Here is a 23,530-nt window from a genome sequence, read left to right on the forward strand (position 1 = left end):
GAGCGATCCGCGCCCTTCGTCGTCATGGCGACGGAACACCCACGGGACGGCGTCGCGGCATCCTCCGCCGGTCACTCCAGGCGCAGCACCATTCCCGGCTTGAGCGTGCTGCGCGGGCCGAGGCCGTTGAGCTCGAGCAGGCGTTCCAGGCGCAGCCCGTGGCGGCGGGCGATCGCCCACGACGAATCGCCGCGCCGCACGACATGGGTACGCGTGGAGGTGGCCGTCGTTGGCTTTGCGGCTCCGCCCCCGGCGGCCGGCGCGGAATCCGGGCCGGCGGCGCCGGCGACCGTCGCATCCGTCGCCTTGGCCTGCAGCGGCGCCAGCACCAGCGGCCGTGCCTTGCGTGGCCAGCGGCCGCCCGCGAGGGCGGGGTTGAGCCGGCGCAGCTGCGCCGGATCGTGGCCCTGGCGGCCGGCCCAGGCATCGAGGCTGGGGCCGGCGTCGGCCTCGATCGCCTGCAGCTGCAGGACGGAGCGGTCGAGTTCCTCGCGCCAGCCGTCGCGGTCGCCGGCATGCTCGAGCAGGCAGGCCAGGGCGTGCAGCTTGTCGACGTAGGCGTAGGTCACCGGGGACAGGCCGGGAAGGGCGGAAGGCGCCGTTTCCAGCGCACTGCCGCCGTTGCGCCGCAACGCCTGGAGGACGCGGTATTCGCCGGCGTTGTAGGCCATCGCGGCCAGCCGCCAGTTGCCGCCGAACATGCCGTTGAGGGTCTTGAGGTAGCGCACCGCCGCGCGGGTCGACTCGGCCGGGGAGAGGCGGCCGTCGTAGCGTTCGCCCACCTCGATGCCGTGGTTGCGCGCGGTGACCGGGACGAACTGCCACAGGCCGGCCGGGCCGCCTGCGCCGCGCACGCCCGGGGCGTAGCCGCTCTCGATGAACGGGATCAGGGCGAATTCGGTGGGCAGGTGCGCCTCGCGCAGGGCGTCGACCACGTGCCCGAACAGCGGCAGGACATCGCTGTCGCGGTCGGCCAGGCGCTCCGGGGCATGGGCGAAGTGGCGGCGCCAGCGGGCGTTGTCGTCGCCGCATTCGGGTTCGGCCAGGCCGTCGCGGAAGGCGGCGTAGATCGCCAGGCCGTTGCGGGTGCCGGCCGCCGCGGCGGCCGCGGTCGTGACGTCCACCGGTGCCGGAACATCGGCCTCTGCCGCGGTGGGAGCGGATGGCGGCGGCGTGTCGCCGCTTGCGGCCGCACTGACATCGACGCCGGTGGCGGCAGCACCGGTGGTTGCCGGCACGCCGGCCTCGGCCGGTGGTGCGGCCGAGATGGCCGGCAAAGGCAGCGCCAGCAGGGCGAGCAGGCAGGTCCGCCTCATCCGGTGAATCCGTCCTTCCAGGCGCGCAGCGCGGCGAACGCCTCGACCTCGTCCGTGACCGGCCGTCCCAGGCGCGTGGCCACCGCCGCGCGTACGCCGGGCTGGCCGCAGCGCAGGAAGGGATTGCAGGCCCGCTCCGAGGCGATCGTGGAAGGCACGGTCGGCAGCCCGGCCCGGCGCTGCTGCAGGGCCTGCTCCCGGCGCTGCGCCAGTTCGCGGTTGTCCGGCTCCACCGCCAGCGCGAACGCGGCATTGGCCAGGGTGTATTCGTGGCCGCAGCAGACCCGGGTGTCGCCGGGCAGGGCGGCCATCCGCCGCAGCGAGGCGTGCATCTGCGCGGGCGTGCCTTCGAACATGCGTCCGCAGCCCAGACTGAACAGTGCGTCGCCGCAGAACAGAACGCCGTCGGCCCGATAGGCGATGTGGCTGCGGGTATGGCCGGGGACTGCGATCACTTCGATCTGAAGATCCAGCAGCGCCAGCCGGCTGCCTTCGCCCACCCGCTCGCAGGGCATGTCGATGCGAGGGTCGTCGGGCGCGAACACCGGCAGGCCGGGCCAGCGTTCCAGCAGGGCGGGGACGCCCTGACAGTGGTCGGGATGGTGGTGGGTGAGCAGCACCGCCTGCGGGCGCAGGCCCTGGTCGGCGGCGCGCAGCACCGGTGCGGCCTCGCCGGGATCGACGACCAGCGCCTTCGCGTCCTCGCCGAGGACCCAGACGTAGTTGTCCTCCAATGCCGGCAGCGCACGCGGTCGCATAGAATCGCGACCATGCCTGCGCCCGCGTCCAGCCGTCAACCCGGCACCAGTTCCTGGTTCAGCGGACATGGCGGCCAGCTTTTGCTGGACGAGGAGCGCCACTGGCTGGCGCCGCGGCTGGCGGCGCGTCCGGTGCAGCCGCGGCTGTGGCTGGCGCCGGTGCCGCCGCCGGAGCCGGCCGTGCCGGTGCCGCGCGGCGTGCTGCTGTATCCGCACGGCGCCGGCTATGCCGGCAGCGTGCGTTGCGCATTGCCCTGGCCGTTGCCCGGCGAGTGCATGGGCGATGTGGTCCTGCAGCATCCGCCGCCGGCCCAGATCGACGCCTTGCTGGAAGAGAGCCTGCGGCTGCTGGTGGCCGGCGGCCGCCTGTGGCTGTGTGCGTTCAATCCCTGCGGCCCGTTCCGCCTGCGCGGGCGCGGTGCGCACTGGGCGGCGCCGCTGGCGCAGGACTGGCAATGGCGGCTGCACAGGCTCGGCCTGCAGAGCGTGGAGCCGGTGCGTTTCGTCGGCCCGCGCTGGCGCCTGCGCGGCGACGGCCGCGATGCCGGTTCGGCGCTGTCGCTGCGCGCGGCCTGCGTGCTCCAGGCCGAGAAGCGGGTCGCCGCGCCGGTGGCGCCGGCGGCCGTGCACTGGCGCCACGGCGCCGCGCCGGCGGCCTGATCCTTTCCTCCTTGCGAAGACCGAATGAAGCAGATCCAGATCCACACCGATGGCGCCTGTTCGGGCAATCCCGGCCCCGGCGGCTGGGGCGCCCTGCTGCGCTACAAGGCGCACGAGCGCGAGCTGTCCGGCGGCGAGCCGGACACCACCAACAACCGCATGGAGCTGATGGCCGCGATCATGGCCCTGGAGGCGCTGAGCGAGCCCTGCGAGGTGATCCTGCACACCGATTCGCAGTACGTGCGCCAGGGCATCACCGAATGGATGCCAGGCTGGGTCCGGCGCGGCTGGAAGACCGCCGGTGGCGATCCAGTCAAGAACCGCGACCTGTGGGAGCGGCTGCACGCGGCCGCCGGCCGCCACCGGATCGACTGGCGCTGGGTCAAGGGCCACAACGGCGACCCGGACAACGAGCGGGTCGACATGCTGGCGCGGATCGCCTCGCAGCAGGCGCGCGCCGCTGCGCGGTAAACTGACCGCGATGCGCCAGATCATCCTCGATACCGAAACCACCGGCCTGGAATGGAAGAAGGGCAACCGCGTGGTCGAGATCGGCTGCGTGGAGCTGCTTGAGCGACGTCCCAGCGGCCGCAACTTCCACCGCTACCTGAAGCCGGACTGCGAGTTCGAGGCCGGCGCCCAGGAAGTGACCGGCCTGACCCTGGAGTTCCTGGCCGACAAGCCGCGCTTCGACGAGATCGCCGAGGAATTTCTTGGCTACATCGACGGCGCCGAGCTGATCATCCACAACGCCGCCTTCGACCTGGGCTTCCTCGATTCGGAGCTGTCGCGGCTGGGGCCGCAGTACGGACGCATGCTCGACCGGGTGAGCGTGGTCGACACCCTGCTGCTGGCGCGCGAGCGCTTCCCCGGCCAGCGCAATTCGCTGGACGCGCTGTGCAAGCGCCTGGGCGTGGACAACTCGCACCGGCAGCTGCACGGCGCCCTGCTCGACGCCCAGATCCTGGCCGACGTCTACATCGCCCTGACCTCCGGCCAGGAGGAGATCGGCTTCGGCGAGGCCGAGGCGGCCAGCGCCCGGCCGGCGGCGGTGGTGAGCTTCGCCCCGGTGGCCGGCGAGCGTCCGCGCATCGTCACCGTGGAGGCCGAGCGCGAGGCGCACCTGCGCCGGCTGGTCCACCTGCGCAAGAAGGCCGGGCGCGCGGTGTGGGACGAGGTCGAGCCGGTGGCCGAAGCCGAGCCCCTGCCGGCCTGAGGCGCACCGCTACTGGCAGCGCACCAGCACCGCGGTGATGTTGTCCGAGCCGCCGCCATCGAGCGCGGCGGCGACCAGGATGTCCACGCACTCCTGCGCGCTGCAGTCCTGGTGGCCCATGGCCTCGGCGATGTGGCGGTCGTCCACTTCCTCGGTCAGGCCGTCGCTGCACAGCAGAAGCTGCATGCCCGGCAGCAATTCGCCGGCCATGGTCGAGACGTTCAGGTGCGCCGGGTCGGTCACGCCCAGGGCCTGGGTGACCACGTTGCGGTGGGGGTGCGAACGCGCTTGCTCGGGGGTCAGGCTGCCCTGGGCGATCAGGTCCTGGACGTAGCTGTGGTCCTGGCTGAGCTGGGCCAGGCGGCCGTCGCGCCACAGGTAGGCGCGGCTGTCGCCGACCCAGGCCACCTCGAAGCGCGGGCCCTGGACCCGGGCGGCGACCACGGTGGTGCCCATCGGCAGGGTGTCGTTGCGCCGGCGCGAGGCGCGGATGATCTCCTCGTCGGCGATCAGGATCGCCTGCACCAGCGGGGTGCCGTCGCGGACCTCGCGGACGATGGTCTCGCGGGCCAGGGCGCTGGCCACCTCGCCGCAGGCATGCCCGCCCATGCCATCGGCCACCAGCCACAGGCCCAGTTCGCTGTCGCCGTAGTAGGTGTCCTCGTTGAGCCCGCGGCGCAGCCCCACGTGGGTCAGGTGTCCGAATTCGATCATGGCGTCCGCGGCGGCTTCGCTGTCAGGCAGGATAAACGTATACGCCGCGCCCGTAAGGACAGGCGGGGGGCCGGGGGAGCCGGCGTCGGGCCGGGCGCGGCGGTGCCCGGAAAGAAGAAAGACGGGCCGGGGCCCGTCTTTCGTTCGCTTCGAATGTGGCGGGAAGGGTGGGATTCGAACCCACGGTACCGGAGACCGGTACACCGGATTTCGAATCCGGCGCATTCGACCACTCTGCCACCTTCCCGCAGTCCCGCGCGGCGTGGTCGAGCGCGGGCCGGCCATGATACGGGAAGCCGCCGGGCGGGCACAACTCGGGGCCGGCCGGCCGCGGGGTCCCCGGTACATGGGCCAGGCCCTAGACTGTCCGCCTCTCATTCATCCCGTGCCCTGCCATGTCCGAGATCCTGGTGCCCGTGTCCTTCGGCGAACTGCTCGACAAGATCGCGATCCTGCAGATCAAGTCCGAGCGCATGAGCGACCCGGCCAAGCTGGCCAACGTGCGCAAGGAGCTGTCGGCGCTGGAGCAGACCTGGATGCAGCACCCGGCCGCCGGCGGCACGCCCGGCTCGGGCTCCGGGACCGGGGTCGCCGAACTGCGCGCGCAGCTGAAGGCGGTCAACGAGCGGCTGTGGGAGATCGAGGACGAGATCCGGGTCAAGGAGAAGGCGCAGGAGTTCGACGAGGAGTTCGTGCGCCTGGCCCGCAGCGTGTACTTCGAGAACGACGAGCGCGCGCGGGTGAAGAAGGAGATCAACCTGGCGCTGGGTTCGGCCTACGTCGAGGAGAAGTCCTACCAGGACTACCGCGCCGGCGGTGCGGCCGGCTGACCCGGCGCGCGTCCGCGCAGTTCCAGGGCGCGGATCCTGACCAGGTGGCGGACCATGCGCAGCTCCGGGCTGTGGGGCAGGGCGACCCCGTAGCCTTCGCGCAGGCGCTCCACCTCCTGCGGGCGGCCCAGGCCGATCGCACCGAGTTGGGCGACCAGCAAGGCCTGCTCCTGGACCTGCAGGGGCAGGGCCTCCGGCCGCCGCAGCACGGCTTCGCCGCTGGCGCGCATCGCCGCCGGATCGCGCGCCGCGGCGGCGGCATAGAGTTCGAGCATGGCCTGGACCGGGGCCGGCTGGATCGCCGGATCGATCCACTCCGGCGCGATCCACACCCCGTGCAGGTCCGCGGCAGGCAGGTGGCCGAGGGTCGCCAAGGCCATGGCCGAGGCGGCCTCGGCCCAGGTCGCCGGATCGCGCACCGGGTCGCGTGACAGGCCCAGCAACGCCTGCAGCCGCGGTTCGGCCGCCGGCAGGTCGCGCTGGCGCGTGCCCAGTTTGCTGTCGTGCCGTCCCGTGCGCAGCGCGGTGGCCAGGGCGATGGCGCGCTGTCGCGCCTGCAGCAGGCCGTGGCCGCGCAGCACCGGGATGTCGGCCTCGGCCGGCGGCGGTTGCCGTCCTTCCAGCAGGTCCAGTACCGGCAGGCCGTTGTCGGCCAGGCGCTGCAGGGTCTCGGCGCGGTCGCCGCGGAAGCGGGTGCGCGGGGCCTGCAGCGAAACGCGCGGATGGAAGTCGCTGTGCGGCTGCGCCTGCAGCGCGTGCACGTAGCTGGACAGCAGGGCGCGGCCGCCGATCCGGCGCAGTTCCAGCGCGGCGTCGCTGGCCAGGCCCACCCGCGCGGTCTCGCGCGCCAGCGGCGCGGTCACGCCCAGGCGCGAGGCCAGCGCCTGCGGGCAGTGGCTGCGGCAGGCCACCACCACCAGGTCGTTGTCCTGGGCCAGGTAGACCGCCGCGTCGGGGAAGTTCTCCAGCATCGCCGCCACGATCGAGGCCAGCAGGGCGTCGTCGATCTCGTAGGTCTGCAGCCATTGCACCAGCAGGCCGTCCTCGGCCAGGTGGCCGTGCAGGAAACGGTAGAACTCGGTGGTGAACAGCCCGGCCACGCCGCTGACCCAGGGGTTGGACGGCTCGGACACGATCACGTCGTAGCGGCGCCGGCCGCTGGCGTAGAGGCGGCGGGCATCGTCGAAGCGGACCTGCGAGCGCGGATCGTGCAGGGCGCGGTCGATCCGCGCCGCGAACAGGCGGCTGCCGGCGGCATGCACCTGCGGCTCGATCTCCACCGTCTCCACCCTTCGCACCCGGTCGCTGCCGAGCAGGGTGTGGGTGGACAGGCCCAGGCCCCAGCCGATCACCCCGACCTGCTGCGGCCGCGGATGCAGCGCCAGCGGCAAGGCGCCGAGGGTGACCATGGTCAGTTCGTCGCCGCCGGGCGGATCGTCCAGGCGCATGGCCATGGCGCCGTCGGACTTGCCGTTGGTCAGCAGCGACAGGGTGCCCCGCTCGGGCGAGCGCACGACGCCGATGGTCGCGGTCTTGCCGTCGCGCAGGAACGGCACCTGCAGCGCGTCGTCCAGGCGGGCATGGCCGGTGCGGAACGCGCCCGACAGCTGCGCGCGCGGATCGGGCCGGCCCCACAGCAGGGCGATGCCCAGCGCGGCGGTCGCCGCCGCCACCAGCGCGCCGATCCGGCGAGGCGGCAGTTCGCTGCGGGCATGGGCCAGCAGCCAGAAACCCAGGGCGATGTCGCCGGCCGCGGCCAGGACCAGGCCCAGGCGCACGCCCAGCACCGGCACCAGCAGGTGGGTCATCAGCAGGACGCCGGCGATCGCGCCCAGGGTGTTGGCCGCGTACAGCCGGCCGATGGCCGCCTCGCCGCCGCCCTCGCGCAGCAGGGCCAGGGTGAACAGCGGCAGGGTGGTGCCGGCGAAGAACGCCGCCGGCAGCATCACTGCCAGCGCGATCCCGGCGCTGCCCAGCAGGAACAGCCGGTAGCCGACATCGGTGCGCGCCAGCGCCTGGACCAGGGCCGCGGTCCAGTCGAAGGAATGGGCGAAGGCCAGCAGGGACAGCAGGGCGGCCACGCCCATCGCCACCTGGGCCAGGGCGGCGGTGCGCAGCGGATCGGGCAGCCGCGCCGCGCGCCGCTGCACCCAGGCGCCGCCGAAGGCCAGGCCGAGCAGGAACGCGGCCAGCATCAACTCGAAGCTGTGCACGGTGGTGCCCAGGGCCTGGTTGAGCAGGCGGACCCAGCCGATCTCGTAGACGAAGGAGCAGGCGCCGGAGAGCAGGCCGATCCAGAGCACGGCGCGGGTCCGTGGCGTGGACGCCGTCGTGCTTGCGGGGGCACTTTGCCGTGATGCTGTGGTTGCGGCTTCGTCTGTCGGCATGGCCTTGGAGGCGCGCCGCGAGAGCCAGCCGGCCGCCGCGGCCACCGCCAGGTTGGCGATCCCGGCCACCGTCATCGCCCCGGGCATGCCCAGCCGCGGCAGCAGTAGGAAGGTCGCCCCGAGCGCACCCAGGGCCGCGCCCAGGCTGTTGGCGAAATACAGGCCGCCGAGCACGCGGCCGTCCTGCGCCGGCCCGGCCGCGCGCAGCCAGCCGGCGCTGAGCAGCGGGAAGGTGGCGCCGAGCAGGAGGCAGGCCGGCAGGATCAGCAGGGCCGCCGACAGCCAGGGCCACAGCTGGCCGGCGCTGCCGTCGCCGAGCGCGGCCAGCACCGTTTCCGACAACCCGGCGTAGCCCAGGAACAGCGGGTGGAAGGCCAATCCGAGCACACCGATCGCGGCCTCGGCCAGCGCATAGGCCAGCAGCAGGCGCCGCCAGCGCGGGACCAGGCGCGCCGCCAGCCAGGCGCCCAGGGCCATGCCGCCCATGAAGATCGCCAGCACCAGGCTCTGCGCGTAGGCGGCATGGCCCAGGACCAGGCCGAGGTAGTGCGACCACAGCGACTGGTAGACCAGACCGGAGAAGCCCGAGACCACGAACAGCCCCAGCACCGCCGCGCCGGGCAGTGCGGCGGTGCGCGCCGCGGGCAGCGGGGAGGCCGTCATCCGCGGAACGGCACGCGTGCGGATGCGAAGCGCCCGGCGGGACGCCGGGCGGCCGCGGGCGGCGGCTCAGCGGCCGTGGTCGGCCCGGTAGCGTTCGAACGCATCGACCGCGTCGTCCACGGTGACCAGCTCCATCACTCCGTCGTGCTCGATCTTGGTGCCCCACTTCAGCGCCGCCGCCGGCTTGCCCAGGTACCTGCGTGCGGCGTCGTCGTAGCGGTCCACGCAGTAGCGGCGGTCGGAGTAGGGGCCGCTGCGGGCCGGGTTGCTGGCCGCGTGCAGGCCCAGCACCCTGGTGCCCATGGCGTTGGCGATGTGCATCGGCCCGGAGTCGGGGGTGACCAGCAGGTCGGCGCGCTCGAGCAGGGCCGGCAGCTGCTTGAGGGTGTCTTTGCCGACCAGGTCCAGCGCCGGCGCGCGCATGGTCGCCACGATCGCGTCGGCGGTCTCGCGCTCCAGCGCGCTGCGGCCGCCGCACAGCACGACCCGCCAGCCGCGCGATGCGGCATGGTCGGCGAGGGCGGCGTAGCGCTGCGGATACCAGTTGCGGCGGACGTGGCTGGAGCAGGGCGAGATCATCAGCACCGGGGTGCCGTCGTCGGCCCACTGCGCCCGGGCCCATTCGCGGGCGGCGTCGGGCACCGGCAGGTTCCAGACCACCTGATCCTGCTTCAGGCCCAGCGGTTCGCAGAAGCTGCCGATGGCGTCGAGCACGTGGATCCCGGGACGGTCGGGGATGCGCTCGTTGACGAACAGCCCGTGCAGGTCCTTCGAGCGCGCGCGGTCATAGCCGACCCGGCGGCGGGCGCGGACGAAGGCCGACAGCAGGTTGGCGCGCGCGGCCACCTGCAGCTGCAGCAGCACCTCGAAGCCGGCGGCCGGCAGGCTGCGGCGCAGGGCGCGCATCCCGGCCAGGCCGGTGCGCTTGTCGTAGACGTGGAAGCTCACCCCTTCCAGGCCTTCGAGCAGGCGATGGCCGGCCGGATCGATGATCCAGTACAGCGGCGCGTCCGGCCAGGCCCGTTGCAGGGTGCGGACCAGGGGCACGACGTGGGTGACGTCGCCCAGGGCGGACAGGCGCAGCAGGCAGATCGAGGGGCGCATCGGTCTCGGGGTGTTGTTAGACTCGCGCGAATGGCCGCGTTCGACGCCAATGAAGCCCTGACGCCGTACCGCGCCGACAGCGGATACGGCTCCATTCTGTTCGACCGCGAACGGCTGCGGCAAGCCGGGCCGGAGCTGTTCTCGCCGGTGGCCTGGGGCGAGCGTGCGCGCCCGGTCTCGTCCGGCGGGCGCGGCGGCGCCTGGTTCGTCGATGCCCCGTTCGGCGCCTGCGTGCTGCGCCACTACCTGCGCGGCGGCCTGGCCGCACGGGTCTCGCGCGACCGCTACCTGTGGCACGGCGCGGCGCGCACCCGCAGCTTCGCCGAGTTCCGGCTGATGCGCGAGCTGATCGGCCGCGGCCTGCCGGTGCCGCGGCCGCTGGCCGCCTCCTACGTGCGCGATGGCCTGCGCTACCGCGCCTCGATCCTGCTGGAGCGGCTGGACGGGGTGCGCTCGCTGGCCGACCGCGCGCTGGTGGCCGGCGCCGGCGCGCCCTGGGAGGAGGCCGGGCGGCTGATCGCGCGCTTCCACCGCGAAGGCCTGGACCATGCAGACCTCAACGCCCACAACCTGCTGTTCGACGGCAACGGCCGCGGCTGGCTGATCGACTTCGACCGCGGCCGCATGCGCATCCCGGCCACCGGCTGGCGCGAGGCCAACCTGCGCCGGCTGCACCGCTCGCTGCTCAAGCTGCGTGGCGAGCGCAGCCGTGACGAGGTCGACAAGGACTTCGCCCGCCTGCGCCGCGCCTACGACCTGGCCTGGAACCGGGGCTGCTGAGATGGCCTGGTCCTTGCGCCTGCACGGGGTCGGCAACGCGACGGCGGTGGAGCTGGGCTCGGCCATGGCCAGCATCGAGCACCAGGGCGCGCCCTGGCTGACGATCGACTGCGGCGCCGAGGGCCTGACCGCGTTCGAGGCCCAGTACGGGCGCATGCCCGGCGCGGTGTTCGTCACCCATGCCCACCTGGACCACATCGCCGGGCTGGAGCGGCTGTTCGTCGCCACCTGGTTCGATCCGGAGCGGCGCGGGCGGGTGCGGCTGTACGTGCCGGCGCCGATCGTGCCCCTGCTGCAGCGGCGGGTGGGCGACTACCCGAACGTGCTGGCCGAGGGCGGGGTCAACTTCTGGGACGCGTTCCAGCTGGTGCCGGTGAGCGAGGCGTTCTGGCACGAGGGCCTGCGCCTGGAGGTGTTCCCGGTGCGCCACCACTGGCCAGACACCGCCTTCGGCCTGCGCCTGCGCGGCAGCCTGGTGTGGAGCGGCGATACCCGGCCGATCCCGGAGATGCTGGCCCGCCACGCCGACGACGGCGAACTCATCGCCCACGACTGCGCCCTGCACGGCAATCCCTCGCACACCGGCCTGGACGACCTGGAGCGCGAATACCCGGCGGCCCTGCGCCAGCGCATGCTGCTCTACCACTACGCCGGCCAGGCCGACGCGGCGGCGATCGCCGCGCGCGGCTACGACGTGGCCCGTCCCGGCGAGCTGCGCGCGCTGGCGGCGCCGACCGCGATGCAGGCATCGGCATGAGCCTGGCCCAGCAGCTGCAGCCCCTGCCGCACGACCGCCTCGGCCGGCCGCTGCACGACCTGCGGCTGTCGGTGATCGAGGCTTGCAACTTCCGCTGCGGCTACTGCATGCCGGCCGACCGGATTCCCGACGACCACGGCCTGGACGCGGCCGGACGGCTGTCGTTCGCGCAGATCGAGACCCTGGTCCGCGGCTTCGCCGCGATCGGCGTGCGCAAGCTGCGCCTGACCGGCGGCGAGCCCCTGCTGCGCAAGCGCCTGCCCGAGCTGGTCGCGCGCCTGGCGAGGATCCCGGGGATCGAGGATCTGGCGCTGACCACCAACGCCTCGCTGCTGGCCGGCCAGGCCCGCGCCCTGCGCGAGGCCGGGCTGCGCCGGATCACGGTCAGCCTGGACGCGCTGGAACCGGCCGCGTTCGCGCGCATGTCCGGAGGCCGCGGCGAGATCGGCGCGGTGCTGGACGGGATTGCCGCGGCCGAGGCCGCCGGCTTCGGCGCGTTGAAGATCAACTGCGTGGTCCAGCGCGGCGCCAACGAGGACCAGGTCCTGCCGTTGCTGGAGCGCTTCCGCGGGAGCGGCCACGTGGTCCGCTTCATCGAATACATGGACGTGGGCACCTGCAACGGCTGGGATCCGGCCCAGGTGGTGAGCTCGCGCGAGCTGCGCGACCGGATCGCCACGCGCTGGCCGTTGCGGCCGCTGCAGGCGCAGTACCGTGGCGAAGTGGCCGAGCGTTACGCCTTCGTCGACGGCGGCGGCGAGGTCGGCTTCGTCAGTTCGGTCAGCGCGCCGTTCTGCGGCGACTGCCACCGCGCCCGGGTCTCGGCCGACGGCCGGCTGTACACCTGCCTGTTCGCCGGACAGGGCCATGATCTGCGCCCGGCGCTGGCCCAGGGCGAGGCCTGGCTGGCCGGGCACGTTGCCGGGCTGTGGGGCCGGCGCGGCGACCGCTACAGCGAGATCCGCGGCCGGCCGCAGGCGCCGCGCAAGCACATCGAGATGTACCTGATCGGAGGTTGAGTGGCTGCACCCAGGAAAACCGGCGCCAGCGCCCCCCGACTGACCCATCTGGACGCCGCCGGCCGTCCGGCGATGGTCGACGTATCGGCCAAGGAGGTGAGCGCACGCAGCGCCGTCGCCGAGTGCCGGGTCAAGTTCCCGGCCGCAGTGGCCGCGCAGCTGCGTGCCAGCGGCCTGCGCTCCGGCAAGGGCGGAATCGTCGAGACCGCGGTGATCGCCGGGACGATGGCGGCCAAACGCACCCACGAGCTGATCCCGTTCTGCCACGCGCTGCCGCTGGACGGCGTGCGCATCGCGATCGACTGGCATGGCGAGCGCGAGTTGCGGATCGAGTGCCAGGCCCGCACCACCGCCCGCACCGGGGTAGAGATGGAGGCGCTGACCGGGGCCACGGTCGCCGCGCTGACCGTGTACGACATGAGCAAGGCCCTGTCGCACGGGATCGTGCTCGGCCCGGCACGGCTGCTGGGCAAGCGCGGCGGCAAGCGCGATTTCGGGACGGTGGGCTGATGGCGACGATACGGCTGCTTTACTTCGCCAGCCTGCGCGAGGCCGCCGGCTGCGACGCCGAGACGGTGGACAGCGCCGCGCCGGACCTGGCCGCCCTGTACGCCGAGACCGCCGCACGCCATGGCTTGGCCTGGCCACGCGAGCGGCTGCGGGTGGCGGCCGACGGTGCGTTCGCGCGCTGGTCCGATCCGCTGCGCGACGGCGGCGAGGTGGCCTTCATCCCGCCGGTGTCGGGGGGATGAGGGCGATGCCGGACAATCCTGCGGCGGTTTCGGTCGAGGCCCGATTCGCGCTGGCCGAAGTGCCGTTCGAGATCGCGCCTTTGCGGCAGGGCTTGCTGCTGGCCCATGCCGGCGCCTATGCCAGCTTCGAGGGCTGGGTCCGCGACCACAACGAGGGCCGCCCGGTGCGCGGCCTGCACTACGAGGCCTATGCCGCGCTGGCGCAGGCGGAGGGGCAGCGGATCGTCGATGAGGCGGCAGCGCGTTTCGCCATCGCCGGGGTGCACTGCGTGCACCGCACCGGCGAGCTGGCGATCGGCGACCTGGCGGTGTGGGTGGGGGTGAGTGCGGGTCACCGCGATGCGGCCTTCGCCGCCTGCCGCTGGGTGATCGACGAGGTCAAGGCGCGGGTGCCGATCTGGAAGCACGAGCGCTACGCCGACGGCGACGCCGGCTGGCTGCATCCGTAGGAGTAGCCTTTCCAAGGCGAAAAAAGGTGGCGGCCCCGCCGGCTGGCCTCGGCGCCCGCGTCGATCGATACCGTTGCTGCCTTCCGGCCCTGGCGGGATTTTCGATCTAGCGTCGCGAGGGGCCGACGGGGCCACCATAGGACGGGATCGCTGGGGATCCTGGTTCCGGCGGGCGGGCAGGCCGCGGTGAAGCGGCCGCCACGCGAGCGGGAGGCGGATTCTAGCCGATTGGCGCGCTGTTCCGCCATGGCGGCGGTGGCCGCGGGTTGCACAGTCAGGAGCGAACCCGGCGACATGCAAGTGCGAGGCGAAATGCCCCGGCGTCGGCGCTCGAGAGCTGCGTGATCGGGGAGGGGCAGCCCGGCACCGATGTCCGGGAGCCCCGGGCGCGGGGCAAAAAGGCCCGCTGGCGATGCCCAAAGGCTCCGTGATCGGGGCAAAAGCTCGGCATCGGTGCCGGGGGAGCCTCGCGCCTGGAGCAAAAAGCTTCGCCGGTGAGGCTGGGAAGCCTCGTGATCGGGGCAAGAGGCCCCGTTGTCGCTGCCTGCATGTCTGGCGGCCGGTGCTCCGGACCTGGCGAGCAGGGTGTTGCCTACGGGCTTGGGCCTTATGGGAGTGGCGGAGTCTGTGTCTGTTCTGGGGAGGTGGGAAGTGAATCTGACCCCGTTTCATTGGTTGTTTCTCACCACGGGTGACATTGAAACTTGATGGGCATAGGATCGGCTCAGCGGGGCTGATACGGGGCTTGCCATGCGCGCGTTGCTAATGGTATCGACGTTCTTTCTGCTGGTGACTGTGGCGGGAGACGCCTCGGCACGGCTGTGCCGGAAGAACACCGACTTTCCCTTGATCGATAAGGGGATGACGCTCGATGAAGTTACGAAGTTGATTGGCAAGCCGGTTAGCGCGGAAAGTGGGCCAGAGGATTCGAAGGTTCTGTTTTACTGCCTCGCCTCCTCTTTCCTGGATACCGACGGAAGCGACACGCGCGAGTATTGGGTCCAGATGATGGGCGGCAAAGTCATTGGATACGGGGAGCGTAGCGACGCTGCCGCCATGCAGCGCGCTCAACGTCAGTACGCGGCAGCGTGGGGAAGCGCGAACATGATCGTAAACAGCGCGAACCAGGCCGCAGACCGGATGGCCTACACGGGCACGCCTGCTGTGAGCACGCAAATCAATGTCCAGCAAAATGCGGTAGTTCAGCCTGTGGCTCCTGCGCCCGAAACCATGCCGGCTACGGATGACCAATCCAAGCCGGATTGGCGCAAATGGAAGCCGTTCTAACTGGTGTAACTCCATGGGCCAGTCATCGTGACTAAACCCGAAATCAAGCAATTCGTTGAAGCCGTTGGCGCCAAAGTCCCGCTCGCGGGAAGCGAGCACTACGCCCTGTTTCGGCGCGTTTTCAAGCGCCAAAACTACTTCACGCTCAACAAGCGGCTCCTTGTAGTCAAGATTAGTCGGAGCGATAGACCCTTCTGGGGTCTTGCCAAGGCAATCATTGACTTCATCAACGAGCTTGAAGACTACTCGGTCGTATTGCTTACATCGTCCACAGAAGGCTGGGTCTTTTCCAAATCCGAAGTCAACGGCTATATCCGCTCTGGGCGCTGGGCTCTCCGCGAAGCGGACGGCAACTACAAGATCAATATGCCTCTTCCAGACAGCAATATGTTCTCCACTCCTTCCCGCTTTCTTCAGGTGGGTATGGGCACAGAGGCCTAGCTTTTCGTCGGCGAACGGGCAAGCGGGGTCAGGTTCACTTCCAGCTTTGTGACACGTGCTGGAGCCGACTCGGCGGGCGCGGAGCAGGCTGGTAGCGATCAGTTGAACGCGCCAGCCGAATGAGAGGGGGATGCACTGCGGCGCTTCGCGCCTTGCCCTTCGGGCGACGGCTTCGCCGTCGTGTACACCCGCTGCGCGGGTGGTCGAACCCGGTGGGGGTCGAATCGAGATCCCCTCTCTCCGCCAGATACGAAAAAGGCCCCCTTGCGGGGGCCTTCGCTTTTCGTATCTGGCGGAGAGAGGGGGATTCGAACCCCCGAAGCGCGGTTTAGACGCTTACACACTTTCCAGGCGTGCTCCTTCAACCACTCGGACACCTCTCCGGGACCTGGCGGGCGCTGCTGGCAGCGTCCGACAGGGGCGCGAATTCTAGCGCCCGCGGGCACTTGCCACAAGCGCGGCCGGGGCGCGGGGACGGCGTGGCACAATGCCGGTCCTGTTGCATGGGTTGCCCGATGTCCTACCTCGTCCTCGCCCGCAAGTGGCGCCCGAAGCGGTTCTCAGAGCTGGTCGGGCAGGAGCACGTCGTGCGCGCGCTGGGCAACGCCCTGGATACCGGCCGGGTCCACCACGCCTTCCTGTTCACCGGCACCCGCGGGGTGGGCAAGACCACCATCGCCCGGATCTTCGCCAAGTCGCTGAACTGCGAGAAGGGCACCAGCGCCGAGCCCTGCGGCCAGTGCGCGGCCTGCCTGGACATCGACGCCGGGCGCTACATCGACCTGCTGGAGATCGACGCGGCCTCCAACACCGGCGTGGACGACGTCCGCGAGGTGATCGATAACGCGCAGTACATGCCCTCGCGCGGGCAGTACAAGGTCTACCTGATCGACGAAGTGCACATGCTCTCCAAGGCGGCGTTCAACGCGCTGCTCAAGACCCTGGAGGAGCCGCCGGGACACGTGAAGTTCCTGCTGGCCACCACCGACCCGCAGAAGCTGCCGGTGACCGTGCTCAGCCGTTGCCTGCAGTTCAACCTCAAGCGCTTGGACGAGGGCCAGATCGAAGGGCAGATGACCCGGATCCTGGCCGCCGAGCAGATCGAGGCCGACGCCGGCGCGATCCGCCAGCTGGCGCGGGCGGCCGACGGCAGCCTGCGCGACGGCCTGTCGCTGCTGGACCAGGCGATCGCCTATGCCGGCGGCGCGCTGGGCGAGGACACGGTGCGGGCGATGCTCGGCAGCGTCGACCGGACCCAGGTGGCGGCGCTGCTGGACGCGCTGGCCGAGGGCGACGGCGCGGGCCTGTTGCAGGTGGTCGAGACCCTGGCCGGGTTCGCCCCGGACTGGGGCAACGTGCTCGAGGCGCTGGCCGAGGCCCTGCACCGGATCCAGGTGCGGCAGCTGGTGCCGGGCGCGGCCCGCGACGACGAGGGCATCGACACCGCCGCCTACGCCGGCCGGGTGCGGCCGGAGGTGGTCCAGCTCTGGTACCAGATGGCGGTCAACGGCCGCCGCGACCTGGAACTGGCGCCGGCGCCGCGGGTCGGCTTCGAGATGAGCGTTTTGCGGATGCTGGCGTTCCGGCCCGAGGCCGAGGCCGGCCCGCCGGCGGCCGGGTCCGGTGCGGGCGCCGGCGAAGGCGTGGCCGCGGCGACGGCAGGGCAGGCGCCGCGTGCGGCCGCCGCTGCCGTGGCGCCGGAAGCCGCGACCGCGCTGCCGTCCGCCGCCGCGTCCGCATCGACGATGGCGCCTTCGCCGCCGGCTTCCGCGCCGCGCGCCGATGCGCCTTCGCCGGACGCAACGGACCTGCCGCCGTGGGAGGTCGCAGCCACTGCGCCGCCCGCCACGCCGGCGCGTCCCGCACCGCAGGCCAGCGGGATGCCTGCTGGCGCCACCGTGCCGCGTACGGCGACGCCGCCGGTCGATCCGTTCGCCGAGGCCGCGCCGGACACGCCCGTGCGCGTGGCCGCCGGCAGCGCCAGGCCCGCTGCTGCCGAAGCCCTGGAGCGCGGCATCGTGATGCTGTCGCCGGCGCCTGCCGCTTCGCGTCCGCAACCTCCGCGGCCGATAGCGGCAGAAGTCGCATCGGCGCCGTCGCCGTCCGCTCCGTCGCCGCTGCCCGCCGCCGACCGTTCCGCCTCCACCGGCCCGATCGTCGCCGACGCCGAGGACTGGCTGCGGCGCGTGGCCGCCTGCGAACTCAGCGGCCCGGCCCGGCAGCTGGCCGCGCACACCGCCTTCGTCGGCCACGCCAACGGCGTGCTGACCCTGGCCCTGGATCCGGGCTTCGAATACCTGCGCAGCGAGCGTTCGCTGGCCGCGCTGGCCGAGGCCATGGCCGCCTCGCTGGGGGCGCCGCCGAAGATCTCGATCCAGGCCGGCGCCGCCCAGGCCGAAACCCTGCACCAGCGCCAGGCCAGCGAGCGCGACTCGCGCCAGGAAGCGGCCGAGCAGGCCTTCCTCAACGATCCGGGCGTGCGCCGCCTGATCGAACAGCACGGCGCCCGTGTGGTGCCCGATTCCATCCGACCCGTAGACGAGTGAACGACCGATGCGCGGCAATATCGCCCAGCTGATGCAACAGGCGCAGAAGATGCAGGAGAACCTGCAGCGCGCCCAGGAAGAACTGGCCAAGCTTGAAGTCACCGGCCAGGCCGGCGGCGGCATGGTCAGCGTGACCCTCAGCGGCACCAAGGAGTGCCGCAAGGTGCGGATCGACCCGAGCATCCTGTCCGACCAGGAGATGGTCGAGGACCTGATCGCCGCGGCCTTCAACGACGCCTCCAACAAGGTCGACGCCGAGTCCAAGGAGAAGATGGGCGCGGCCACCGCCGGCATGCCGCTGCCGCCGGGCATGAAGCTGCCGTTCTGAGGGACGGGCTTGTCCCTGCTTGAACAACTGATCGAAGCCTTCCGCGTGCTGCCCGGCGTGGGCCGCAAGAGTGCCCAGCGCATGGCCTACCACGTGCTCGAGCGCGGCCGCGACGGCGGCCGGCGGCTGGCCGAGGTGCTGGCCGAGGCGGTGGAACGGATCGGCCACTGCAGCCAGTGCCGCGACTTCAGCGAGGACGAAGTCTGCGCGGTCTGCGCCAGCGCCGGGCGCGAGCGCCAGCAGCTGTGCGTGGTCGAGTCGCCGGCCGACCGCTTGGCGATCGAGACCGCCACCGGCTACCGCGGCCTGTACTACGTGCTGCAGGGACGGCTGTCGCCGCTGGACGGGATCGGCCCGCGCGAGCTGGGCCTGGACGCGCTGGCCGCGCGCCTGGCCGTCGGCGAGGTCGCCGAGATGATCGTGGCCACCAGCGCCACCGTCGAGGGCGAGGCCACCGCGCACTACCTGGCGCAACTGGCCCGCCAGCACGGCGTGCGCCCCAGCCGCCTGGCCCAGGGCCTGCCGCTGGGCGGCGAGCTCGAATACGTGGACCGCGGCACCCTGTCGCACGCGTTCGGCACCCGCGCGGAAATGCCCCTGTAGGGGCGGCACCAAGCATTTTCCCCTGTCTCCAGCACCGGGCATTCCCATGACCGACACTCTCTTCAGCAAGATCATCCGCCGCGAAATCCCGGCCACCATCGTCTACGAGGACGAGGACATCCTCGGCTTCAAGGACATCGCGCCGCAGGCGCCGGTGCACGTGCTGTTCATCCCCAAGCACGCGCCGATCCCGACCCTGGACGACGCCACCGCCGAGCAGGCGCCCCTGCTGGGCCGGCTGCTGCTGGCCGCGGCCGAGTACGCCCGCCGCGAAGGGCTGGCGCAGGACGGCTACCGGGTGGTGATGAACTGCCGCGAACACGCCGGGCAGACCGTGTTCCACATCCACCTGCACCTGCTGGCCGGCGCGCCGCTGGGGCACTTCGGCACGCCCTGAGGACTGCGCTTCATCAGACCGCACATGCGCGAACGCCGCCCGGAGGCGGCGTCGGCGGTCCAGTGGTGTTGGCGTTCCCTCGGGCTTACCAGCCCCACCACGGGCTCCAGTACGGACGGCCCCAGTACGGATACGGATACGCCCGCGGCGCGACCACTTCGACCTCGCGCACCTCCGGCCACAAATAGACGATGTCGGCGGCCACCAGGGGCAGGCGATAGTCGTACTCGCCGATGCGTACGCTGTCGGTGCCCTCGATCCGGCCGACGAAGGTCACGTCGCGGCCCGGGGTGAACACCGCCGGGTCGTAGAAGCCGGCGCGGCAGGCGATGAAGCGGCCCTGGCTGGCGTCGGCCGAGCCGCTGTCCGGGCGGCCGCTGGCGTTGAGCGGCATGCCCACCATCTGGAAGCAGGTGCGGTCCTGCTTGGGCTGGGTCTCGACGATGCGGCCGCCCCAGCGCACGGTGGCGCCGGCCTGCGGCGCGGCCACCGCCTGCTGCGGGGTGACCGTGGGGAACGCGCCCTGCAGGGGCTGGGGCGCGGTGGCGCAGGCGCCGAGCAGCGCGGCGCCGGCGGTGAGCACAAGGATGCGGAACGGGTTGCGCACAGACATGACGGCCTCCGGAAGTTCAGGGGCGGTGACGCCGCAGGTCGTGCAGCAGCCGGCGCGTTCCCCTGTCGTCGCCAGCGTATCGCGCATCGGCGAAACGCTGGCTGAGCGCGAGCAGCTCAGCGCCGCCGCTCGGGTGGGCGGCGGCTGCACGCCTGGCCCAGGCCAGGGCCGGCTCGTGTCCGGCCCGGCCCAGGCCGATCCGGGCGTAGCGACGGCACAGCCGGTGCCAGGCGCGCAGCAGGGGATCGTGTTCCCGCTCGCCGCGCGACAGCAGCCAGATCATCCCGGCCAGGGCCAGGCCGGCCAGCGCGGCGAACAGGCCCAGCAGCTGCGACGGCTGCAGGTGCTGCAGCCCCAGCGGGCTCAGCAGGGCCTGCTGGCGGCTGGCGTCGAAGCCCAGCACCAGGTCGTTCCAGCCGCGGCGCAGCCAGTCGGTGAGGTCGCCGAAGCTGTCCAGGCGCAGCAGCTGCGCGCCGCCGGCGGCGCGGGCGGCGCTGCTGCGCTGCTCGAGGGTGTCGTAGATGCGCTCGGGCGCGACCGCGGCGGTGGGGTCGACCCGCACCCAGCCGCGGCCCTCCAGCCAGACCTCGACCCAGGCGTGGGCGTCCATCCGCCGCACCACCCAGTAGCCGCCGAACGGATTGGGATAGCCGCCGGCGTAGCCGGTCACCACCCGCGCCGGGATCCCGGCTGCGCGCATCAGCACGGTGTAGGCCGAGCTGAAGTGCTCGCAGTAACCCAGCTTGGTGCCGAACAGGAAATCGTCGACCGCGTCGCGTCCGGGCAGGGGCACGTCCAGGGTGTAGCCGAACTCGGCGCGGATCCAGGCCAGGGCGCGCTCGACGATGGCTATGTCGTCGTCGCCGGCCTCCTGGCGCCACTGCCGGCCCAGGGCCAGGGTGCGCGGGTTCATGCCCGGCGGCAGGTCGAGGGCGACCGTGCGCAGGGTCGGGCGCAGCTGCGGCTCGAACGGGGCCGGCGGCGAGGAACGCAGCCGCCAGCGGCTGGCGGAGGCCAGCGGTTTGTCGGCGGTGAGCGAGCGGTCGAAGCCCAGCCGGGCGCCCTCCGGCGCCGCCAACGGCAGGTCCAGTGCGACCAGCTGGCGGCGGTCGGTGGCCTCCATCTCGATCTCGTAGCTCCAGGTCGTGGCCAGCGCGGCCACTTCCGGCGGCGGCAGGCCCTCCAGCCGGCGCGAGCGGGTCCAGCTGCGGCCGTCGAAGTTCCACAGCACCGGTCCGCGCCAGTACAGCTGTTCGGCCGCTGGCACCGGGCCGTCGAAGGTGACCCGCAGGGCCGGGCTGTCGTCGCTCATCAAGTCGGCCCAGCCGCCCGGTTCCATGCTGTCGGACAGCCCGGGGCGGGCGAGCGCGCGTTCGGGCACGCCCCACAACGGCGAGCCCAGGCGCGGGAACAGCCAGAAAGCGGCCAGGGTCAGCGGCAGGCCCAGGGCGACCAGGCGCGCGGTCACGCCCAGGCGCTGGCGCAGGGGCAGGGGTGCGGCGCCGCTTTCGGCATCGGCCAGGCGCTGCAGGGTGAGCAGGGCGGCCAGCGCCGCGGCCAGGCCCAGCACCATCACCATCGGTCCCTGGTCGAGCAGGAAGGCGGCGAACGGCGCGAACAGCGAGAACCCGAGCAGGCTGCGCGCGTCGCGCAGGGTGTGCGCTTCGGCCGGTTTGATCGCCAGCATCGCCGCCAGCAGGGCGCAGCCGGTGTCGCGGCCGAAGCGGGTACCCAGGGTCGCGAACACCGCCGCCAGCATGGCCAGGGTCAGCAGCAGCCGCAGCCAGCCCGGCAGGGCCTGCCGCCAGGACAGCGCGGCCACGGCCAGGGCGCTGAGGCCGAAGCCGATGGACAGGGTCGGCGGCAGGATCAGCAGCAAGGGCAGCAGGGCCAGCGCGGCGGTGGCCAGGGCCCAGCCGCGGCTGGCGGCATCGAGTGGCGGCGGGGGCATGGCGGCCATGGCTCAGCCCTCCGGCAGCACGGCCAGCGCGCGCAGGCAGGCGTGGCGGTGGTCGGGTCCGCGGCCGGGGCCCAGTTCCGCCTGCCCGGGCAGGCGCAGGCGCCAGCGGCGGCCCCCGCGTTCGGCCTGGTCGACCCAGGCGGCCAGGCGTGCGATCCGGCGTTCCCACGGCAGCGGCGCCAGCGCCTGCCAGTCCAGGACCACGTCCAGGCCCTGGCTGCGCTCGAACTCGCGCACCACCAGGCTGTCGCGGCGGGCGCTGTGCTTCCAGGCGATGGTCCGCGGCGGGTCGCCGGCGCGGTAGGCGCGCAGCTGGTGCGGCTCGTCGCCGAGCGGGTGCGGCCGGCTATGGCTGGCCTGGCCTCCGCTTTCCGGCAACGCCGGCGGATGGGCCTCGGCGCGCGGGTAGACCAGCAGCGGCTGGCGCGGCCAGGTCCGCGACCAGCCGCGGGCCAGGCCCAGCGGCTGGGGGGTCGACAGGCGGATGCGGCCCGGCTCCAGCCAGCCGCGGCGCCGGGGGGGCAGGGCCAGGGTGAACTCGGCGCGGCCGTCCTCGCCGGTGGCGGCGCGGTCGCTGGCTTCGTCCAGGTCGGCGCGCAGCCCGCGGCGGCGGCGGCCGTCGGCGGTGGCCAACGCCAGGCGCAGCTGCAAGGGCTCGCCGGCGGCGACCGGTTCGGCCGACACCGCCTCCACCCGCAGGCCCGACAGTTGCAGGTGGGTGGCGATCAGGCTGGCCAGCCCGGCCGCGCCCAGCAAAAGGGCCAGCAGAAGCGCGGGATTGTTGTTGTAGTTCAGCGCGCCCAGGACCATGGCCATGACCAGGGCGCCGTAGAACAGGCCGAACGGAGTGGGCAGGACGTAGACCCGGCGGCGGCCGATCGTCACCGGCAGCGGCTCGGGCGCGCGCGGCCGCTCCAGCGCGTGCATCCGCGCCACGAGCCGGCGCAGGGCCGCCCGCATCAGTCCACCGGCACCGCGTGCAGCACCGCCTTGGCCAGGGCCGCGCCGGAACCGGCCTCGGCCTCGGCCACCAGGCGGTGCGCGGCGACCGCGATGAACAGCGCCTGCACGTCCTCGGGCAGCACGTGGCCGCGGCCGAGCAGCAAGGCGTAGGCACGCGCGGCGCGCAAAAGCGCCAGGCCGGCGCGCGGTGACAGGCCCACGCGCAGTCCCGGGTGCTGGCGGCTGCGGGCAAGCAGGGCCTGCACGTAAGCCACCAATGCCTCGCTGGCGCGGACCTGCTCGACCGCGCGGCGCAAGGCGGCCACGTCGCCGTCGCCCAGCACCGGCAGGGCCTGGCCGATCAGTTCGCGGCGGTCGGCGCCGGTGAGCAGGGCGCGTTCGGACTCGGCGTTGGGATAGCCCAGGGAGAAGCGCAGCAGGAAGCGGTCCAGCTGCGAGTCCGGCAACGGGAAGGTGCCGGACAGGTCGACCGGGTTCTGGGTGGCGATCACGAAGAACGGATCGGGCAGGGCGTGGGTGATGCCGTCCACGGTCACCTGCTGCTCGGCCATCGCCTCCAGCAGCGCGCTCTGGGTGCGCGGTGGGGCGCGGTTGATCTCGTCGGCCAGCAGCACCTGGGTGAACACCGGGCCGGGGTGGAACTCGAAGCGGCGTGCGGTGGCGTCGTACACCGACACGCCCAGCACGTCGGCCGGGAGCAGGTCGGAGGTGAACTGCACGCGCTGGAACGACAGTCCCACGGTCGCGGCCAGCGCATGCGCCAGCGTCGTCTTGCCCAGGCCGGGCAGGTCCTCGATCAGCACGTGGCCGCCGGCGAGCAGGGCCACGAACGCCATGCGCACTTCCTGCGGCTTGCCCAGCACCAGCGAGTTGACCTGCTGCTGCGCGCGGGCGAGGGCGTCGCGCAGCGCGTCGGTTAGCATCGTTCCCTGAGTCTCGACGGTGTGCGCCATCGCGTGCCGGTCTGTTGGGGTCGTTCCGGAGTGT

The 23,530-nt window shown here is 72.6% G+C and carries 25 protein-coding genes, 2 tRNA genes and 1 other RNA gene; 16 read left to right on the forward strand and 12 right to left on the reverse strand.

The window, feature by feature from the left end:
* Positions 1-71 precede the first annotated feature (71 nt).
* Together CSC62_RS02780 and gloB are read right to left on the reverse strand one after the other, a co-directional pair.
* Positions 72-1,316 (reverse strand): lytic transglycosylase domain-containing protein, encoded by a 1,245-nt coding sequence (locus CSC62_RS02780; protein WP_162404648.1) that lies wholly within the window; start codon positions 1,314-1,316, stop codon positions 72-74.
* Entirely contained in the window at positions 1,313-2,074 is a 762-nt protein-coding gene (gloB, locus tag CSC62_RS02785; protein ID WP_162404649.1) for a hydroxyacylglutathione hydrolase, read from the reverse strand. The genes CSC62_RS02780 and gloB overlap by 4 nt, the downstream gene beginning before the upstream one ends.
* A 12-nt stretch (positions 2,075-2,086) precedes the next feature.
* Here gloB and CSC62_RS02790 point away from each other — a divergent pair, with 12 nt between their 5' ends.
* Genes CSC62_RS02790 through dnaQ form a run of 3 tightly spaced genes read left to right on the forward strand, consistent with a single transcriptional unit; the run spans position 2,087 to position 3,950 of the window.
* Complete coding sequence (locus tag CSC62_RS02790) at positions 2,087-2,734, forward strand: hypothetical protein (RefSeq protein ID WP_162404650.1); 648 nt, start codon at positions 2,087-2,089, stop codon at positions 2,732-2,734.
* Positions 2,735-2,758: 24 nt separating this feature from the next.
* Positions 2,759-3,205, forward strand: a complete 447-nt coding sequence (gene rnhA / locus CSC62_RS02795; protein ID WP_162404651.1) for a ribonuclease HI — start codon at positions 2,759-2,761, stop codon at positions 3,203-3,205.
* 10 nt (positions 3,206-3,215) lie between these two features.
* Complete coding sequence (gene dnaQ / locus CSC62_RS02800; RefSeq protein ID WP_162404652.1) at positions 3,216-3,950, forward strand: DNA polymerase III subunit epsilon; 735 nt, start codon at positions 3,216-3,218, stop codon at positions 3,948-3,950.
* 9 nt (positions 3,951-3,959) lie between these two features.
* Here dnaQ and CSC62_RS02805 read toward each other — a convergent pair whose 3' ends face one another.
* A complete protein-coding gene (locus tag CSC62_RS02805; RefSeq protein ID WP_162404653.1) occupies positions 3,960-4,664 on the reverse strand; it encodes a PP2C family protein-serine/threonine phosphatase in 705 nt (234 codons plus the stop codon).
* A 156-nt stretch (positions 4,665-4,820) separates the two neighbouring features.
* Positions 4,821-4,911 (reverse strand) — tRNA-Ser (locus CSC62_RS02810).
* 148 nt (positions 4,912-5,059) lie between these two features.
* Here CSC62_RS02810 and CSC62_RS02815 point away from each other — a divergent pair.
* Entirely contained in the window at positions 5,060-5,494 is a 435-nt protein-coding gene (locus tag CSC62_RS02815; RefSeq protein WP_162404654.1) for an acetoacetate--CoA ligase family protein, read from the forward strand.
* Here the strand turns inward: CSC62_RS02815 and CSC62_RS18150 are convergent.
* Both CSC62_RS18150 and CSC62_RS02825 read right to left on the reverse strand, forming a co-directional pair.
* Positions 5,467-8,544, reverse strand: coding sequence for a fused MFS/spermidine synthase (locus tag CSC62_RS18150; RefSeq protein WP_162404655.1), 3,078 nt, complete (start codon positions 8,542-8,544; stop codon positions 5,467-5,469). The genes CSC62_RS02815 and CSC62_RS18150 overlap by 28 nt on opposite strands.
* A gap of 66 nt (positions 8,545-8,610) precedes the next feature.
* Positions 8,611-9,648, reverse strand: coding sequence for a glycosyltransferase family 9 protein (locus CSC62_RS02825; protein ID WP_162404656.1), 1,038 nt, complete (start codon positions 9,646-9,648; stop codon positions 8,611-8,613).
* A 30-nt stretch (positions 9,649-9,678) separates the two neighbouring features.
* On the opposite strand from CSC62_RS02825, the gene CSC62_RS02830 reads away from it, so the two are divergent.
* From CSC62_RS02830 to CSC62_RS02855, 6 genes are read left to right on the forward strand one after another with little or no spacing between them, the layout of a single operon-like run.
* A complete protein-coding gene (locus CSC62_RS02830) occupies positions 9,679-10,428 on the forward strand; it encodes a 3-deoxy-D-manno-octulosonic acid kinase (protein WP_162404657.1) in 750 nt (249 codons plus the stop codon).
* Between the two features lies 1 nt (position 10,429).
* Entirely contained in the window at positions 10,430-11,185 is a 756-nt protein-coding gene (locus CSC62_RS02835; RefSeq protein WP_162404658.1) for an MBL fold metallo-hydrolase, read from the forward strand.
* The gene (gene moaA / locus CSC62_RS02840) at positions 11,182-12,204 is read left to right on the forward strand and encodes a GTP 3',8-cyclase MoaA (RefSeq protein WP_162404659.1); all 1,023 of its coding nucleotides are present in this window, start codon (positions 11,182-11,184) and stop codon (positions 12,202-12,204) included. The genes CSC62_RS02835 and moaA overlap by 4 nt, the downstream gene beginning before the upstream one ends.
* A complete protein-coding gene (moaC, locus tag CSC62_RS02845; protein WP_162404660.1) occupies positions 12,205-12,714 on the forward strand; it encodes a cyclic pyranopterin monophosphate synthase MoaC in 510 nt (169 codons plus the stop codon). It abuts the gene before it with no gap.
* Positions 12,714-12,956 carry a MoaD/ThiS family protein gene (locus CSC62_RS02850; RefSeq protein WP_162404661.1) on the forward strand — a complete coding sequence of 81 codons (243 nt, stop codon included), beginning with the start codon at positions 12,714-12,716 and terminating at the stop codon, positions 12,954-12,956. The genes moaC and CSC62_RS02850 overlap by 1 nt, the downstream gene beginning before the upstream one ends.
* A 5-nt stretch (positions 12,957-12,961) precedes the next feature.
* Positions 12,962-13,405 carry a molybdenum cofactor biosynthesis protein MoaE gene (locus CSC62_RS02855; protein ID WP_162404662.1) on the forward strand — a complete coding sequence of 148 codons (444 nt, stop codon included), beginning with the start codon at positions 12,962-12,964 and terminating at the stop codon, positions 13,403-13,405.
* A 32-nt stretch (positions 13,406-13,437) separates the two neighbouring features.
* Here CSC62_RS02855 and ffs read toward each other — a convergent pair.
* An RNA gene (ffs, locus tag CSC62_RS02860) (signal recognition particle sRNA small type) lies at positions 13,438-13,534 on the reverse strand.
* Between the two features lie 621 nt (positions 13,535-14,155).
* Here ffs and CSC62_RS02865 point away from each other — a divergent pair.
* Both CSC62_RS02865 and CSC62_RS02870 read left to right on the forward strand, forming a co-directional pair.
* Entirely contained in the window at positions 14,156-14,692 is a 537-nt protein-coding gene (locus CSC62_RS02865) for a hypothetical protein (protein WP_162404663.1), read from the forward strand.
* Between the two features lie 27 nt (positions 14,693-14,719).
* A complete protein-coding gene (locus tag CSC62_RS02870) occupies positions 14,720-15,133 on the forward strand; it encodes a hypothetical protein (RefSeq protein WP_162404664.1) in 414 nt (137 codons plus the stop codon).
* Positions 15,134-15,423: 290 nt separating this feature from the next.
* On the opposite strand, the gene CSC62_RS02875 is transcribed toward CSC62_RS02870, so the two are convergent.
* A tRNA-Ser gene (locus CSC62_RS02875) sits at positions 15,424-15,516 on the reverse strand.
* 132 nt (positions 15,517-15,648) lie between these two features.
* Between CSC62_RS02875 and dnaX the strand changes: the two genes are divergently transcribed.
* Genes dnaX through CSC62_RS02895 form a run of 4 tightly spaced genes read left to right on the forward strand, consistent with a single transcriptional unit; the run spans position 15,649 to position 19,007 of the window.
* Positions 15,649-17,679, forward strand: a complete 2,031-nt coding sequence (gene dnaX, locus CSC62_RS02880) for a DNA polymerase III subunit gamma/tau (protein WP_162404665.1) — start codon at positions 15,649-15,651, stop codon at positions 17,677-17,679.
* 7 nt (positions 17,680-17,686) lie between these two features.
* The gene (locus CSC62_RS02885; RefSeq protein ID WP_162404666.1) at positions 17,687-18,007 is read left to right on the forward strand and encodes a YbaB/EbfC family nucleoid-associated protein; all 321 of its coding nucleotides are present in this window, start codon (positions 17,687-17,689) and stop codon (positions 18,005-18,007) included.
* 9 nt (positions 18,008-18,016) lie between these two features.
* Positions 18,017-18,610 (forward strand): recombination mediator RecR, encoded by a 594-nt coding sequence (recR, locus tag CSC62_RS02890; protein WP_162404667.1) that lies wholly within the window; start codon positions 18,017-18,019, stop codon positions 18,608-18,610.
* Between the two features lie 46 nt (positions 18,611-18,656).
* Positions 18,657-19,007 (forward strand): histidine triad nucleotide-binding protein, encoded by a 351-nt coding sequence (locus CSC62_RS02895; RefSeq protein ID WP_162404668.1) that lies wholly within the window; start codon positions 18,657-18,659, stop codon positions 19,005-19,007.
* 85 nt (positions 19,008-19,092) lie between these two features.
* On the opposite strand, the gene CSC62_RS02900 is transcribed toward CSC62_RS02895, so the two are convergent.
* From CSC62_RS02900 to CSC62_RS02915, 4 genes are read right to left on the reverse strand one after another with little or no spacing between them, the layout of a single operon-like run.
* On the reverse strand, positions 19,093-19,620 hold the full coding sequence (locus tag CSC62_RS02900) for a Slp family lipoprotein (protein WP_162404669.1): 528 nt from the start codon (positions 19,618-19,620) through the stop codon (positions 19,093-19,095).
* A gap of 16 nt (positions 19,621-19,636) precedes the next feature.
* Positions 19,637-21,580: a transglutaminase TgpA family protein gene (locus tag CSC62_RS02905; RefSeq protein ID WP_162404670.1), complete on the reverse strand. Its 1,944-nt coding sequence runs from the start codon at positions 21,578-21,580 to the stop codon at positions 19,637-19,639.
* A gap of 3 nt (positions 21,581-21,583) precedes the next feature.
* Positions 21,584-22,540, reverse strand: coding sequence for a DUF58 domain-containing protein (locus CSC62_RS02910; RefSeq protein WP_162404671.1), 957 nt, complete (start codon positions 22,538-22,540; stop codon positions 21,584-21,586).
* Positions 22,540-23,466: an AAA family ATPase gene (locus tag CSC62_RS02915; RefSeq protein ID WP_162404672.1), complete on the reverse strand. Its 927-nt coding sequence runs from the start codon at positions 23,464-23,466 to the stop codon at positions 22,540-22,542. The genes CSC62_RS02910 and CSC62_RS02915 overlap by 1 nt, the downstream gene beginning before the upstream one ends.
* Positions 23,467-23,530 lie beyond the last annotated feature (64 nt).

Origin of the sequence: Pseudoxanthomonas jiangsuensis (assembly GCF_010093185.1) — a bacterium.
Lineage (GTDB): Bacteria > Pseudomonadota > Gammaproteobacteria > Xanthomonadales > Xanthomonadaceae > Pseudoxanthomonas > Pseudoxanthomonas jiangsuensis.